Source organism: Myroides sp. DF42-4-2 (assembly GCF_030326445.1).
Taxonomy (GTDB): Bacteria; Bacteroidota; Bacteroidia; order Flavobacteriales; family Flavobacteriaceae; genus Flavobacterium.
Genome location: NZ_JACAKI010000002.1, coordinates 228,460 through 244,156 on the forward strand (window position 1 = coordinate 228,460; position 15,697 = coordinate 244,156).

15 protein-coding genes are annotated in these 15,697 nt (G+C 39.4%); 3 read left to right on the top strand and 12 right to left on the bottom strand.

Features of this window, described 5'->3' with window-relative positions:
* Nucleotides 1–3: 3 nt before the first annotated feature.
* The 3 genes from HX062_RS03755 to HX062_RS03765 form a co-directional block, all read right to left on the bottom strand.
* Entirely contained in the window at nt 4–1,869 is a 1,866-nt protein-coding gene (locus tag HX062_RS03755) for an LTA synthase family protein (protein WP_286466464.1), read from the bottom strand.
* A 79-nt stretch (nt 1,870–1,948) separates the two neighbouring features.
* Complete coding sequence (locus HX062_RS03760) at nt 1,949–2,764, bottom strand: 2,3,4,5-tetrahydropyridine-2,6-dicarboxylate N-succinyltransferase (protein WP_286466465.1); 816 nt, start codon at nt 2,762–2,764, stop codon at nt 1,949–1,951.
* Nucleotides 2,765–3,187: 423 nt separating this feature from the next.
* On the bottom strand, nt 3,188–4,522 hold the full coding sequence (locus HX062_RS03765) for a metal-dependent hydrolase family protein (protein WP_182626114.1): 1,335 nt from the start codon (nt 4,520–4,522) through the stop codon (nt 3,188–3,190).
* A 161-nt stretch (nt 4,523–4,683) separates the two neighbouring features.
* Here HX062_RS03765 and HX062_RS03770 point away from each other — a divergent pair, with 161 nt between their 5' ends.
* Together HX062_RS03770 and HX062_RS03775 are read left to right on the top strand one after the other, a co-directional pair.
* Nucleotides 4,684–5,397 (top strand): SDR family NAD(P)-dependent oxidoreductase, encoded by a 714-nt coding sequence (locus HX062_RS03770; RefSeq protein WP_286466467.1) that lies wholly within the window; start codon nt 4,684–4,686, stop codon nt 5,395–5,397.
* 55 nt (nt 5,398–5,452) lie between these two features.
* Entirely contained in the window at nt 5,453–6,841 is a 1,389-nt protein-coding gene (locus tag HX062_RS03775; protein ID WP_286466483.1) for an aminopeptidase P family protein, read from the top strand.
* Nucleotides 6,842–6,860: 19 nt separating this feature from the next.
* On the opposite strand, the gene HX062_RS03780 is transcribed toward HX062_RS03775, so the two are convergent.
* The 8 genes from HX062_RS03780 to HX062_RS03815 form a co-directional block, all read right to left on the bottom strand.
* Entirely contained in the window at nt 6,861–7,199 is a 339-nt protein-coding gene (locus HX062_RS03780) for a hypothetical protein (protein WP_255492358.1), read from the bottom strand.
* 44 nt (nt 7,200–7,243) lie between these two features.
* Nucleotides 7,244–8,353, bottom strand: coding sequence for an FUSC family protein (locus tag HX062_RS03785; protein ID WP_182626112.1), 1,110 nt, complete (start codon nt 8,351–8,353; stop codon nt 7,244–7,246).
* A gap of 231 nt (nt 8,354–8,584) precedes the next feature.
* Nucleotides 8,585–9,118, bottom strand: a complete 534-nt coding sequence (locus tag HX062_RS03790) for an NADPH-dependent FMN reductase (protein WP_182626111.1) — start codon at nt 9,116–9,118, stop codon at nt 8,585–8,587.
* A gap of 144 nt (nt 9,119–9,262) precedes the next feature.
* Nucleotides 9,263–9,520 (bottom strand): DUF6952 family protein, encoded by a 258-nt coding sequence (locus HX062_RS03795; RefSeq protein ID WP_158963096.1) that lies wholly within the window; start codon nt 9,518–9,520, stop codon nt 9,263–9,265.
* Nucleotides 9,521–9,538: 18 nt separating this feature from the next.
* Nucleotides 9,539–9,847 carry a thioredoxin family protein gene (locus HX062_RS03800; RefSeq protein WP_182626110.1) on the bottom strand — a complete coding sequence of 103 codons (309 nt, stop codon included), beginning with the start codon at nt 9,845–9,847 and terminating at the stop codon, nt 9,539–9,541.
* A 28-nt stretch (nt 9,848–9,875) separates the two neighbouring features.
* Complete coding sequence (locus HX062_RS03805) at nt 9,876–10,514, bottom strand: peroxiredoxin (protein WP_002985718.1); 639 nt, start codon at nt 10,512–10,514, stop codon at nt 9,876–9,878.
* 804 nt (nt 10,515–11,318) lie between these two features.
* A complete protein-coding gene (gene ureC / locus HX062_RS03810) occupies nt 11,319–13,025 on the bottom strand; it encodes an urease subunit alpha (protein ID WP_182626109.1) in 1,707 nt (568 codons plus the stop codon).
* Between the two features lie 20 nt (nt 13,026–13,045).
* A complete protein-coding gene (locus tag HX062_RS03815; RefSeq protein WP_182626108.1) occupies nt 13,046–13,669 on the bottom strand; it encodes an urease subunit beta in 624 nt (207 codons plus the stop codon).
* Between the two features lie 142 nt (nt 13,670–13,811).
* Between HX062_RS03815 and HX062_RS03820 the strand changes: the two genes are divergently transcribed.
* The gene (locus HX062_RS03820; protein ID WP_286466470.1) at nt 13,812–14,711 is read left to right on the top strand and encodes a helix-turn-helix domain-containing protein; all 900 of its coding nucleotides are present in this window, start codon (nt 13,812–13,814) and stop codon (nt 14,709–14,711) included.
* A gap of 53 nt (nt 14,712–14,764) precedes the next feature.
* Here HX062_RS03820 and HX062_RS03825 read toward each other — a convergent pair whose 3' ends face one another.
* Nucleotides 14,765–15,670, bottom strand: a complete 906-nt coding sequence (locus HX062_RS03825) for a DUF4822 domain-containing protein (RefSeq protein WP_286466471.1) — start codon at nt 15,668–15,670, stop codon at nt 14,765–14,767.
* Nucleotides 15,671–15,697 lie beyond the last annotated feature (27 nt).

A 15,697-nucleotide genomic window follows, 5' to 3' on the forward strand; every position in this document is an offset into this window, starting at 1 on the left:
CAATTATTCTTTAATTATTAACTGATTGTTTTTTACACGAGCGTTAAATGTTTGGATGTAAGCTTTAAGAAAACGCTCCATTTCTTGCACTTTTGCCTTTTCTTTCTGTAAAAGATTGTCTTTTAACTCCGGGTCTACTTTCCAATTATACAGTCCTAAACTGCGCGTGCCGTCAAAGGCCAAGTAATAGTCTCCCTCTTCGTAGTTGTAGAGGTTGTTCAAGTAACTAACCGCAAAATCTTGTTCGGATCGGTATGACTTACCAAAGGACACAATTTGTGTATTGAGTTGCAAATAATCCATCAAACTAGGTAATAAGTCAATTTGTTGAAAGTTGCGCTCAACTTTGGCAACAGGAAGCGAAGGATCATCAGGAGCAAAAAACAAGATGGGAATTCTAAATTTTCCTACATTGTTTTTCCATTTTTCTTGTTGTCCATCAGAAGAGGTGTGGTCAGCAACGACAATAAAAAGCGTGTTGTTGTACCACGATTTTGTTTGTGCTGTTTTAAAAAATTGACGCAAGGCATAATCTGCATAGGCAATGGATTCGTGTATTGCTCCTGTTCCCTTTGGAAATTTCCCCTTGTACTTTTCTGGGATCGTATAGGGATTATGTGAAGAAATAGTGAATAAAGTCGAAAAGAAAGGCGTGTCGAACTGATCTAATTTGTTGGCGAAGAACTGCAAAAACTCTTCGTCGAAAATACCCCAAGTTCCATCAAAAGCTTCTGGACCTTCGTATTCATTTTTGCCGTAATACTCTTTGAATCCAGCAACATTAGCGTATTGGTCAAAATTCTGACTTCCGTTAAATGCACCGTGAAAAAAAGCAGTGTGATACCCTTGATCGTTGAGTATTTTTGGTAGCGGATACACGTCGTTTAACGCATAACTCGAGGTAATAAACGTGCGATCCATTAGGCTGGGAATACTCGAAATAGTAGAGGGAACAGCATCAATAGAAACCTTGCCATTGGCAAAACCATGCTCAAAAAAGTAGCTGTTTGCCGCTAGTGAATCCATGAAAGGCGTTAATCCAATATGCATATTCTCACGGCCAAAACTCTCAACAATCAACAAAACAACATTTTTTTTGTTGACCGAGTCGTAGTGAAAGGTCTGAACGGGGTTAAAAATGCTCAACAATTCTTCTTCACTATAGAAATTATAATCGGGTAGGGATTCTTTTTTTCCCATTGTTTTCAATACTGTAAAGGGAGTATTTAAAACCAAGGCGGTGTTTTTTAAACCGCCATATCCTGCTGCGTCAACCAATCGGATGGGTTTGGGTTGGAACCCGCCACGTCCAAAAATTAGCAATATACCCGTCACAACAAGGGCGAGAATGGCTTGTGGAAAATTAAAACGAGCGTCGTATATTTTGTAGTTTATCCTGCGGTAAATAAACCAAAAGAAAAGGAAGGATCCCAGCATGAACAACGGAATCCACCAGTAATCTACAATAAAATTTCTCAATAACCTCGGCAATTCATTTTCCATCCCTGAAGCTGTAATGAAGGAGTAAGAACTGCGTCGGCCAATAAATCTAAAGTATTCGAAATCAACGAAATTTAAACAAAGGATAAGAATATTGACCAAGTAAAAGCTGTAAAACACAAACGTTTGATAGCCTTTTTTCGTCTGAAATTTCCCTGGCCATAGATGCAGTAGAGCAAAGGCAAGGTTTATAAAGCCAAGCGCTGCCAAATCAAAGCGAATACCCCCTGTGATTACTTTTAAGTCAATGGGATCTAAGAGATGTTTATTGTACCAATAAAAACCAAAGCGCACGAGTTGGTAAAAGGCGAAAATAAGTAAGAATCTCAAAGTGAATACTTTGATGTTTTTGGAAAATAGCGTAGTCATAAAATTAACTTGTCATTTAAACGTAAATTACCACAGTAGATGCATACTGTGGTAATTGTATTAAGGGGTTGTGGTTGTGTTAAACCGCAAGGTTGTATTCTCTCAATGCATCGTTTAACGATGTTTTTAAATCAGTCGATGGTTTGCGTTGTCCAATGATCAAAGCACAAGGCACTTGATATTCTCCAGCGGGAAATTTTTTGGTATAAGACCCCGGAATGACTACCGCTCGTTCAGGTACGTATCCTTTCATTTCCACAGGCTGATCTCCGGTTACATCAATGATTTTTGTCGATGCCGTTAACACGACATTCGCTCCTAAAACCGCTTCTTTACCCACGCGAACGCCTTCAACAACGATACAACGTGAACCAATAAACGCATGATCCTCAATGATGACAGGAGCTGCTTGTAGGGGTTCTAATACCCCACCAATGCCTACCCCACCAGACAGGTGTACGTGCTTGCCAATTTGCGCACATGAACCCACAGTAGCCCATGTATCAACCATAGTTCCTTCATCTACATATGCTCCAATATTGACGTAAGAAGGCATTAAAATGACACCAGAAGAAATATAGGCCCCATGTCTTGCCACGGCATGAGGAACAACGCGAATGCCCTTTGCCGCATAATTGCGCTTTAAAGGCATTTTGTCGTGGTACTCGAAAATACCCACCTCAAAGGTTTCCATCTTTTGAATGGGAAAGTATAAAACAACCGCCTTTTTTACCCATTCATTCACTTGCCATCCTGTATCAACGGGCTCTGCCACGCGCAATTTGCCCTGGTCAATCGCTTCAATGACCTCGCGAATAGCGTCTTGTGTATCTTGATCCTGAAGCAAACTACGATCTGCCCAGGCCTGTTCAATAATGTGTTGGAGATGATTCATCTTTGTTTTTTTGAAAGTTACTTTTTGTTTCAATGGCCTTTAATTCAGCCCTTTCACCCGCTTAGCCGAACTGAATCTTTACAGGTTGTTGCGATAGTTTGCGCGAAGTTGGTATTCCATCCTTCTTGTTGAACAAGACGGAATCTTTGCGCATCAACGTCAACGACAAATACAGAATAGAACAGCTGTACTGGATTCGCATCCAGAGCACTATCTCTATTGCTTAAATCTAATTATCCGATGTTTTACATGAATTAATCTAGTAAATCGCACGATTTGATTTTTAAATTTAAGTGGAAGCAAATATAAGTATAAATGTTTAAAAATTGTGAAGTGAACCTGGTGAAAAACTAGGGTGTGTCCAATAGAAAAAAGGCTTTTATCACCTGGATAAAAGCCTTTTTATATAAGGGAGAAGAACAATTACTTCTGGGTTATCTGATCTTTTACTACTTTGCCATCTTTAATGATTAACAGTAAATTGTTTTTTGGATCGCCAATCACCTCTATGTTTTCCAAAGGACTCTTGTCAAACAAAAGAATGTCGGCATAAGCACCTGCAGCGAGTGTACCCAAATCAGCAGGATAAGGATTTCTAGGTCCGCTCATTTTCAACAATTGTGCATTGTCATAGGTAATCATCTTCAGTATTTCAAAGTTGCTAAACCACTGTTTGAGGTTGACAACTAATTCATTTTGTCTAAGTGGATTTTTTGGTGGTGCGACTAAATCTGTTCCAAAAGCCAATTTTACTTTGTGGCGTTTCGCCCATGTATAGACGTTTTCTGTGCCTGTTCCCACTAGTTTTTTATTGGCTGCTTGCTCGGGATTGCTATAAGCACTTGCATCTAAATCAAAGGGTTGCATGCTCAGCCAAATGTCTTTTTGCGCAAGTAACTTAACCGTTTCTTCATCGAGTAAATGCCCGTGATCAATACATTTTACCCCAGCATCGATTGCTTGTCTTACTGCGCGTGGGGTATAAGCGTGTACAGTGACATAAGTGCCCCAGTTCTCTGCCGCGTCTACGGCCGCTTTAATTTCTTTGGTTGTGTATTGGGTTGCGTCTAAGGGATCGTAGATCGTTGCAACACCTCCACCAGCCATCACCTTCAACTGAGAAGCTCCTTTTCGAAGTTGCTCTCTCGCCGCTACCGTTACTTCTTGTTCTCCATCAGCAATAATACTTCCGCCAAGCACTTGAAATCTCGGAGGTGTATGGTCAATCATACGGGGCTCTGTCCAAGGAAAACTAGCGTCTCCATGTCCTCCCGTTTGTGAAATCATCGCCTCACTAGGGTAAATACGCGGCCCTTTATTAATGCCGTAGTCGTTGGCTTGTTTGATTCCCATCACATGGCCACCTAAATCTCGTACTGTAGTGAACCCGCGTTGTAGGGTGTTCTCTGATTCCTTCGCCGCATTGATGAACAAAAAACTCTCATCTCCCAACATTATCGCTTGATTGGAATTGGCCGCTAAAAAAGAATGCCAGTGCGCATCAATCATCCCCGGCATTACAAACTTGCCTTGACCGTCAATTACTTGCGCTTGATCAAGATCTGCCGCTGCTACCTCACCTGTTAAAATTTTTGAAATCTTATTCTTTTCTATGACGATAGAACCGCGCGTTGTTTTACTGTCCTTCCCATTAAAAATCTCTACGTTTTTAAGTACTATTTTAGACTGGGCAATAGTTGTTGTAGTCAAACAAAAAATACCAAAAAGAAGACTAATTTTTAAAAAATTATGTATCATATTTATTTTTTAGCGTAAATATACAGTAATTAAATTGTGTTTTTTGTATTTTATGGTAAGAAATATATTTTTTTGGGTGTTTGTTGAGATTATTTTAAATTTTGTATAATAATGTGTAGCATAGATTATTCTACCTTAGCTTTGTGTATAAATGTTGAACAATGAGTAAGAAATATTTACTATACGGGATCAGTAAAGGGTTAGGCAGAGCCATCGCCCAAGGGATTCCTCAGGAAACCGATGTTGTTTATGGTGTTTCTCGATCCAAACCAGTTGACCTAGCACCCAATACAACTTGGATACAAGCGGATTTATCCCAACCCACACAAGCGGTAGCAGCAGTTCGTAAAGTGATCGCAGATCAACCATTGGATTATTTGATTTACAATGTTGGTATTTGGGAGCAAGAGGCTTTTGAGGATACGTATGACTTTGAACAATCTTCTGAAACGGAGATTATTCAAATTATTCAGACGAATGTAACCGCTTGTCTATTGTCTTTACAAGCTTTTATTCCCCATTTGAAACAAAGCCCTAATGCCAAGATTATTCTTATAGGGTCTACTTGGGGATTGGAAAACCACAAGGGGAGAGAAGTGGCTTTTTCGGCTTCTAAATTTGCTTTGCGCGGCATGGTACACGCTTTACGAGAAAGCTTACGCGAGCACAGCATCGGAATAAGTGTTTTAAATTTAGGCTATCTAGCAACGGAATACGATCACCGTGTTGCGGTAGAGGATGTAATAGCTCAAACGGATGGTGCGCTTATTCCCCTAGAGGATGTGTTAGCAGCCATTCGCTTTGTCCTGCAAACGAGTAGGGCCACTTGTGTAAAAGAAATCAATATGCCTGCAATGAAAGATTTTAACGTCTGAGTGGGGTGGGTGTAGCAAATAAAAATGAATTGTATAAAATCTAATAAGAAAGATGATGTTTAGCAGTCAAACCTATATAAATAGAAGAGAAGTACTGATGAAGACAATGGGGCGTCAAGGACTTCTGTTGTTTTTAAGCAACGGGGAATATCCCATTAATTTTGAGGACAATACGTATCCTTTTCGCCAAGACAGTACATTCTTGTACTATTTTGGAATACAACAGCCTCATATCGCTGCTATTGTTGATTTAGATGAAAACCGCACGGTTATTTTCGGCGATGAAATGACTATGGATGCTTTAGTATGGATGGGTAGACAAGAAACGTTACAGGCTAAATGTGAGCGAGCAGGGGTAACTGAAATGCGTTCGTATGCTGAATTAGCTCATTATGTGGCAACAGCCATGACGACCCAACGCAACATACATTATTTGCCACCTTATCAACCGGCGAATAAGATTTTGTTAGGGGAATTACTTCAACTATCAATTGCTGATTTCCAGCCTTCTATACCTTTTATTCAAGCTGTGGTTGCCCAAAGGGAGATTAAGGAAGATCAAGAGATCAGCGAAATAGAGAAAGCACTGACGATTACCAATGCCATGCATTTAACGGCCATGCGCCTTGCAAAACCAGGTGTAAAAGAGTACGAAATAGCTGCTGCCATTCAACAGGTTGCCGCTCAGGAAAATTGCAGATTAGCTTATCCGTCGATTGTTACTGTGAATGGAGGAATCCTCCACAACCACTACTTGGGCAATACGCTACAATCGGGACAATTGTTGTTGAATGATTCTGGATGTGAAACTCCAAGTGGATATGCTTCTGATTTAACGCGTACCTTTCCCGTTGATGCCAAATTTACCCCAGAACAACGCGAGCTCTATCAAGTGGTTCTCGCCGCTTTTGAAGGCGCAAAAAGCAAGCTGAAAGCAGGCGTTGCGTTTAAAGATGTGCATCTACACGCTGCTTTGATTTTATCTCAAGGACTAATTGATTTTGGACTGATGAAGGGTAGAGCAGAAGACGCAGTACAAGCGCATGCTCATACCTTGTTTTTTCAATGTGGCCTGGGACACCTCATGGGATTAGACGTACACGATATGGAGGATTTAGGGGAGCAATACGTAGGCTATACCCCTCAACAACCTAAAGAAACACAGCTATTTGGGTTAAAATCACTGCGTTTGGGTAAGGCGTTGAAAACTGGACATGTACTAACCATTGAACCAGGGATTTACTTCATCCCTGAATTGATCGAACGCTGGCAAGCCGAAAAAAAACACAGCGATTTTATACAGTACGACAAATTAAACGCCTACAAATCTTTTGGCGGTATTCGAATTGAAGATAATTTCCGCATCGAAGACCATGGATTCCAACACCTGGGACCTGAACTGATTCGAACCGTTGAAGAAATTGAAAATGTAAAATTGCAGTAGTCCTACCCGCCTGTTTCTCCTATCTCTTTCTCAAAAAGTTATAGCACTTTCGTTTCTCGAGATAGGAGAAGTCGGCTTCGTGCTCATATGCTTCTCGTTCAAAGGAAATGGCTCGATACGCTTTGCGCGAATTTCTACAGTAGAGAAAACGCAGGATGAATTCGATTGCATACCAGAGATAGAAAGGGATAATGAGCAGTTCGATTTGTTGTTTGAGGTGGATGCGTTCGTGGTTGACTAGTACAGGATCTTCGGCATAAGCGGCTTTTTTGTAGATCACAAAGGGATACAGCGTTAAGGCAGCTATGTTTTTTGGTAGCCACTTACAGACAATCATTCGTTTTTGGTGCTTGTTCATACGCCTAGAGATTTCAACTAAGTCAGACGAAATATACGAGTAAATTAGTTTTTTTTTCGTCTTCTTTTCAACACAATTCGCGTGCTTCTAATTCGGTCAACCGTATGCTCTCTTATGTATTCATGGTGTAAGAGCCAACCGCCAATTCCCCCGAGTAAGCTACCGATAATGATGTCGATTAATCGGCTTTGAATTAAGGTGTTAGGGGAGTGTATTAACGAGCTTCCCGCTTCGGCTAACAATACGGTTAGAGCCGTTATGAAAACCACAGCAAGGGTGTAATTGCGCGAAATAAAAATCTCAATAATAAATTGCAAGAGCATAATACAGATACACAAGTAGAGGGGTTGTTGTGAAATGGAGATCAAGACCCAACACAAACCAATGCCAATAAATGTTCCTGCAATGCGGTGTAAGGCGCGTTGCCAAACGTGATATACAGAAATTCCCTGCATAATGGCCAAACACGAAATCGGAATCCAATATGGATTGTTGAAATGCAGTAAATTGCCTAGTAACAAAGAGATAAACATAAATAGACCAACAATCAACGCGCGAATTAGGTAGTCTACTTGCGTTTTGATAGGAACGGGTTGTATAATGCGCACCGGAGTTTGGGGAAGGTATCGACGTCCGACGATAAAGCTATAGATCAATGCCAACGTACAGGCAAACATGGTACCCAGTACAAAATATCCAATACGCGTGGCAATGGTAGTAAAGTCAAAAGGTGTATTGCTCGCCATAGAAGCAATCATAATAAAGAAGAAACTACCCGGAGGAGGCATGGAAAAGTAAAGCGAAATCCAATGCACAGCCGTGGCAAATAATCCAAATACAACCGCAGAAACGAGGTAGTTAAAGCTAAAAATAACCCCAACAACATAGGAAAACATAAATCCAAAAGAACACACCAGCATAATAAACATTCGCTGGGGAGTAGGTAAGTTAGAAGGCACATAGAGGATGACTAATCCTGCTAAACACGCCAATAAACCCGCCTGTAGATTGTCAAAATACCATCCCGTAAGCAGGGGAACTCCAATGGCAAACATCGCCATAAAGGGAACATGCCACAGGCGATCACTGTGTTTCATTCGAAATAAGTGCTGGCTTTCTTGTTTAAGGAATTGTACAATGAAGTTCGTTGTCATGGTTTACACTGCTTTTTCAGTTCACCATAAATGAACTGTTTACTGGTGAGCAGTAGTGTTTTGCACATAGGATTGCTTCTAACCGCTACTCGTTTTTAAGTTGTGCAAAGGTACGAATCAATTTGCAGTTTAAAAAAAGGAGAAAGAACTTAAATAGAGGACAAAAGAAGGAATGGCAATAAAAAAAGGCTATCCCCTAAAGGATAACCTCTTTTGTTGAAAAAGCAGTGTTTAGTGTTGTTGTAATGTTGATTTAAAATCGCCTAATCGCGCTTGAAATTCTATTTTTAGGTTGTCATCGACAATAGTTCCATCCTTAAAGTTGTCTTGAAAACTAGGAAGTGAAAAGTGAGACTTAATATTTCCACCAAAGAAGGGGAAAATATTTTTAGCTGATTCCATTACGAATTGTCCGCCTCTAGGCCCTGGAGAGGTAGAGAGTAAAAACATAGGTTTTTGTTGGAAAAGCGTTTTGTCAACACGTGATCCCCAGTCAAAAATATTTTTAAACGCAGTACTAAATGTTCCGTTGTGTTCTGCTAAGCCAATAATTAAAGCATCGCTATTTTTTAGGATTTGATTAAAGGCTAACGCCTGTGTTGGAACACCTTCTTGGTTTCGCTCAGGAGAATAAATCGGCATTTCATAGTCGTTTAAATCCAATAGCTGAATCTCGTGTTCACCAAAATCGGCAAGGGCGTGTTTTACCAGTTCTAAGTTGATGGATTGTCTGCTATTACTAGCAGCAAAAGCTGTTATTTTCATGGTAGAGTGATCTTTTATTTACCATACAAAGGTAGGTGGCATAGGTGGGAAGATCGCTTAATCTACAACAAGAAAGTCAATCGAGGGAGAAGAAAAAAAAGCTACGAAGTGAAACCTCGTAGCTTTTTATGTAAAATATAAAGATTATTTGTCGATAGACCCTAGTACTCTTTGCATGAAGCTATTTAATGCTTCTTTTTGTGTAGCACCTTCTTTCATTAATTTCTGAACTTCTAGTGCTCCGTACATATTGGAAATTAATTCACCAATAACGTCTAATTCTTCGTCTTTTAAAGAGGGAACTTCCGTTAGGTTTTCCAATACTTCTAAAGTTTCTATGATATAGTCTTGATCATTGTCCTCAATAAATTGAGTCAAATGCTTGATTACAGGTAATTTCATGCTATTTGTTTTTTAGAATTAACCGATTTCTCCAACCAACTCGTGTAAAACTTCCGTTTTATTTGTTTGGGTTTGGTTCACTAGTTTTCCGTTAACAAAAGTAGCGAATGTAGGTAAATTACTCACGTCAGCTAGTTTTCTCGATTCAGGGAATTTTTCAGCATCTGCAATAACAAAAGTGATATTCTCTTTTTCTGTTGAAAGCTTTTTAAACTTCGGTTTCATAATTCTACAATTACCACACCATGTAGCTGAAAATTGTACAACTACTTTTTCGTTTTGACCTACAATTTCTTGTAAGTTATCTTGTTCTAATTCTAAAAGCATTTTTTTGTTTTTTTGCGTTAATACCTAATTAGTGTTTGCTTAAGTAATCAGCAACACCTTTTCTGTCTGCATTCATTGCGTCTTTTCCTTCTTCCCAGTTTGCAGGACATACTTCACCATGTGTTTGAACGTGTGTGTAAGCGTCGATTAATCTCACGTACTCATTAACGTTTCTTCCTAATGGCATATCGTTTACTGACTCATGGAAGATTTTTCCTGTTTCGTCAATCAAATAAGTCGCTCTGTATGTAACGTTTGATCCTTCGATTTGTACTGAATCCAACTCTTCGTTATACACTTCACTTTCAACGTCTAAAATTCCTAATACTGAAGATAAATTTCTTTGTGTATCAGCAATAATAGGGTAAGTAACTCCTTCGATTCCTCCGTTGTCTTTTGCTGTGTTTAACCAAGCAAAGTGAACTTCGTTTGTATCGCAAGACGCTCCAATTACCATTGTATTTCTTTTTTCAAATTCAGGAAGAGCCTCTTGGAAAGCGTGTAATTCTGTAGGACATACAAAAGTAAAGTCTTTTGGATACCAGAATAACAATACTTTTTTGTTGTTTTTTGTCGCTTCTTCGAAAATGTTGATTCTTAAATTATCACCCATTTCTGAAATTGCATCTACTGTAATGTTTGGAAACTTTTTACCTACTAAAGACATATTATTTATTTTTTAAAGTTAATATTTGTTTTTCCTTTCTTATTTCTCTTACAAAAGTAGCGTATCGAATTGGTATAAACCATTATATTTGATTATTGTTCTTTATTTTACTATAAGTTTTATTTATAGTGATTGCCGTCTACTCTTGTAATTTTACGGAAGCCAGTAAAACTTATTTCGAGAAGCCTAAATATACGAATAAAAAATGACACTATGTGTGAAGGATTTGTTATAAAATGCCCAGTGGAAGAGGAAAAAACAAAACCACGCCTAGATTTATCGAAGGCATAACAAAGGTAAACGAGATGAGATATAATGGGAAATATGCGGTGGTGAGAAATTAAAGCCCTGCCTCTTCTTCTTATCTTCTAAAGGGTATGCTTTGGTTTCCTTCTATATAAGTACGTAGTTACAGCAAAGTGAGTCCATAGTGAGTCTAGTAAAAAGCGTGTTTTTTATAGACTCACTATGGACTCACTATGGACTCATTATGGACTCATCTCCAACATGACAGCTTTCGTACTTGTCTCGTCCTACTATAACTGTACAGCTATAGTTAATAATCCTACTTCATACTGTACAGATTTTTATTCATCCTTTTATTACTGTACAGTTTTTTTAGGACGGGTCAACAGCTTTCGTACTAGAAGCGTGCAACTGTAGGAAATAAAATTACTGCCTAAGGTACATCTAGTGTTTCCTTCTTAACCGCTTTGGGTCAATAGCTGTAAAAAGAAGGTAGTAGGGGGCTCTACTACCTTGTTGTGAAAACTTTACTCCTTTTTATTCTCTATTTCCAAAAGTCTATATATGATACAATTGACTTAAAGGCAATGATTGGGATGGTTGAATGGAAACAGGTTGATTGTCGATCTGAATCTCATAGGTTTGATGATTCATATGGATATGAGGTTGACTTGCATTGTGAATTAAATCTGATTTTTTCACCTGACGGGTATTCTTGACTGCTTTAAGTGCCTTTTCAACCCCTAGTTCTTGAAGTCCACCGTGATCAATAGCTTGTTGGGCTACAAACAAGGCTGAGATTTCTCCTACGACTTTGCCAAAAGTGCCCCACATTGGGCGGTACATATACGGTTGAGGAGTAGAGATAGACGCGTTGGGATCGCCCATTCCTGCATAGGCAATTACGCCTCCTTTGACTACCATTTCGGGTTTTATCCCAAAAGCACACGGTCGATAGAAAACCAAATCGGCCATTTTGCCTACTTCTATTGATCCTACATAATCTGCTATACCATGTGTTATTGCAGGGTTGATCGTATATTTGGCTATATAGCGTTTGGCTCTGAAGTTATCATTGTTTGTATCAGGGTGTAAGGGGCCAAAATCTTTCTTCATTTTATCGGCAATTTGCCAAGTACGGGTCACTACTTCGCCAATACGCCCCATGGCTTGTGAATCGGAACTCATCATGGAAATCGCTCCCATATCGTGTAAAACACCTTCAGCAGCAATGGTTTGTTCTCGAATTCTCGATTTAGCAAAAGCAATATCCTCTGGTATATTTTTGTCTAGGTGATGACAAATCATCATCATGTCTAAATGTTCATCAATAGTATTGATGGTAAAAGGATTGGTCGGTGTAGTGGAAGAAGGCAAAATATTATCGTATTCAACCACTTTTAATAAATCAGGTGCATGTCCACCGCCGGCACCTTCCGTGTGATAGGTGTGAATAGACCTTCCGTTGAAGGCGTTGAGTGAATCTTCTACAAAACCAGCTTCGTTTAGGGTATCGGTGTGAATACACACTTGAATATCGGCTTGATCAGCCACTTCCAAACACTTGTTTAATACGTAAGGCGTACTGCCCCAATCTTCGTGAATTTTCATTCCGCCAGCACCTGCAGTTACAATTTCGTGTAATGCCGTTGCACTCGAACTGTTTCCTTTGGCTAAAAAGATGAAATTTACTGGTATTTTGTCTGTTGCTAAAGCCATGCGTTGCAAATGCCAAGCTCCTGAAGTACAGTTTGTAGCAAGGGTGCCCGCCGCAGGACCTGTTCCTCCACCTACAACAGTTGTCGTTCCCGATTGCAGGGCAACATCAAATTGCTGTGGACAAATATAATGCACATGGGTATCTATGGTGCCCGCTGTAACAATTAGGTTTTCACCCGCGATGTATTCCGTACCCACTCCCACAATCATATTGGGCGATACCCCATCCATAATCAAAGGATTACCCGCTTTTCCAATGCCTACAATAAGGCCGTTTTTAATGCCGATGTCTGCTTTTACAATTCCCCAATGATCTATAATAATCACATTGGAAATTACAGTGTCTAACACTTGTTCTTTTGTGGCTAAAGGATGTTGCCCCATTCCGTCGCGTACTACTTTTCCGCCACCAAAAATTAACTCATCCCCATAGGTGGTATAGTCTTTTTCAATTTGGATCCAAAGATCGGTATCCGCTAAGCGTATTTTGTCCCCTGTTGTTGGTCCAAAATAGCTGGCATATTCTTTACGTGATATTTTTTTCATCTTACTTTCTTGCTTTTAAATTAAATCGAACCATTTATTTTTCCTGTAAATCCGTGGATGATTTTTTCTCCTGCGTATGCTACAAGATCTACTGTTTCTGTAACCCCTGGCATAAATCGAATCGATAAGCCCGAAGCAATGTCTAAGTGATAGCCCTTGGTTTTTTCGCGATCAAAATGTAAGGCTGGATTTACTTCGTAAAAATGGAAGTGAGATCCGACTTGTACAGGACGATCCGCTGTATTGACAACTGAAACTTGAAGGCGTTTTCTGCCCGCTGAAAGTTCAATGTCGTCAGAAGCAAAGGAATATGCCCCTGCAGCTAGCGTTGTAGTCGGATTAGATGGTATTGGGGAATTGAGTGAAACGAGCTTTGTTCCATCGACAAACATCGCCTCTACTTGTAATTGCTCAATTAATTCGGGAACCCCTTGCATAACATCGTCACAGGTTAATAATTGGTTGCATTCACCAATCAATTGCTGTACCGTTTTTCCCTCTCTTGCTCCCTCTATTATATGTCCAGATAAGTAGGCTACAGCTTCTGGATAGCTCAGTTTTAATCCTTTTTCTTTTCTGCTCTTGGCCACAATTGCCGCAAATAAAAGAAGCATTTTTTCCTTTTCTTGATGAGTTAAATACATAGTTCTTAAAGTTTTGTACAAAAGTAAAAACTTGTTGACCTCAAGTAAATAGCCATATCATGCCAATACTATCCCTTTTCATGCCATGGAAGCGTATCGATTTTATACTTACCTTTAGAGGTGTTTTTTACTGTATTTTTATATGAAAGAAGTTGCTTCGATTTTATCTAGTTATGATTATAAAAAAAGATATTTGCCTTATCTCGATTTGGCGATACTCAGCAATACGAACTCCCTTCAAATTTATAAAATAGAGGAATATTTAACGGGTATTGTAAAGCCTGTAAGCCCGTATAGAACGGCCTTTAGTTTTATCATCTTTATTACCCAAGGCGAATTTGAACAGCTGATTAGTTTTCAGCATTATCGCATTGCTCCAGGTGAGTGTTTACATGTAAAACAAGGGCTTTGGACTGCTACGCAATACCTTTCTGACGATGTTAAGGGTTTTATCATTTTCTATGAATCTGATATTTTTACACAGTATTTACTGATGCACGACAAAAAGGAGGAAATCAAGTATATGCCTTACTACAAGTTAGATTATTACGATACGCAGGCATTGACCGCAAGTATGTTATTGCTTTATGGAGAATTGGGATTGCACGTGATTAGACCTAGTGTGTATGTTCCTATTTTTTATTCCATTTTATCGCGATTAAACTGCTATACGGTTAATTATACCTTCAGTTCGAGGGATTTAGAAATTGCCTATCGATTTAAAGAATTGGTGATTGACTCTCATATTCGGGAAAAATCTGTCAGCTATTATGCGGATTCCTTGTGTTTGTCAGAAAATTATTTGAATCGATGTATTAAAACCGTACTTGGACGTTCTGCAAAGCAATTGATTAACGAGGTTAATGTGGCTTATGCTAAATTACTCCTCATTAATACCACGCGAGATATCGCCGCTATAGCGTTTGAATTGGGCTATCCATCGCCTAGTTATTTTTCTAAGTTTTTCAGAAAGGAAATGGGGGTATCACCCAATGAATACAGAAGGATAGAACGAGCGAATATTATACATCGTTGGGAATAACATCCAAGGCTTTTTCTAAAGAGAAAAAGCCTTGGATTAGTTCAAGTCTGAATTTAATTTGTTAAGGGTTGATGAAAGACGCGAAGCATCTTTTTACCTACTTGAATGTCATAGGTAAACTTAGCTGTAGTTAGTTCTACAATATAAACTTTTTGTTCCCAAGCGATAGATTGATTGGGATTTCGACCAATGAGTGTGCGTTGTGTTCCATCGACAGAAACATACCAATCTCCTTTTGAACGCACGTTTTTCTTATCGTTAAGCGCTGTAAAAGCAAATGTGCCATTGGCGTATTTTCCTTCTTTATTTTTGGGGAAATAGGCATTGCCATGAACATTAGTATAGTAGGTATTTCCTACATAATCGGCTGCAGGAGCTGTATTCATGTTCAGTTTTTTAGCCTGTTGAACCCCTGCGGTGATATCCAATACAGCAACTGTTTTCCAAGGAACGGCCGCCAAAAGCTGAGCTGGCGTTAGGGGTTCTGGATGATTGGTCACAGGTTGGTGATCTACCTCATAGAATGTGTTGGGTTTGCTAGGATCAGGCACAATTCTATAGGAAAATAAACTGTTGTTTACCGCCAGGAGATCTACGGTCCGGGTATAGGCGGTAGAATTTTCGTTGTTGTACACCGTTAAATGGCGTTTACTTGCTCCATCTGTTAGCTTCCAAGTACCAAATAGTTTGGGTTTGTCATTGAAATCTACAAAGCGAAATGTTCCGTCTCGACGATAATAGGCATAACCCGTATAGGTCTGAACGGGACCTGAAGCAAGATCGAGCTTCTTTCCTTGGTGATCTCGAATGGCAGTGGTTTTCCAGACATGTGTGGCCAGTAGGGTTGTTTTGCTGTCTTGGATGGATTGCGGTCGATTGTTGTCCTCCTTCGAGCACGATTGCAAGAAGAAACTGCTAGCTAGTAGTACTGCTAGTGCTGTTAAAAATTTTAGTCTCATATTTTTTTATTTACGAGAACAAATGAA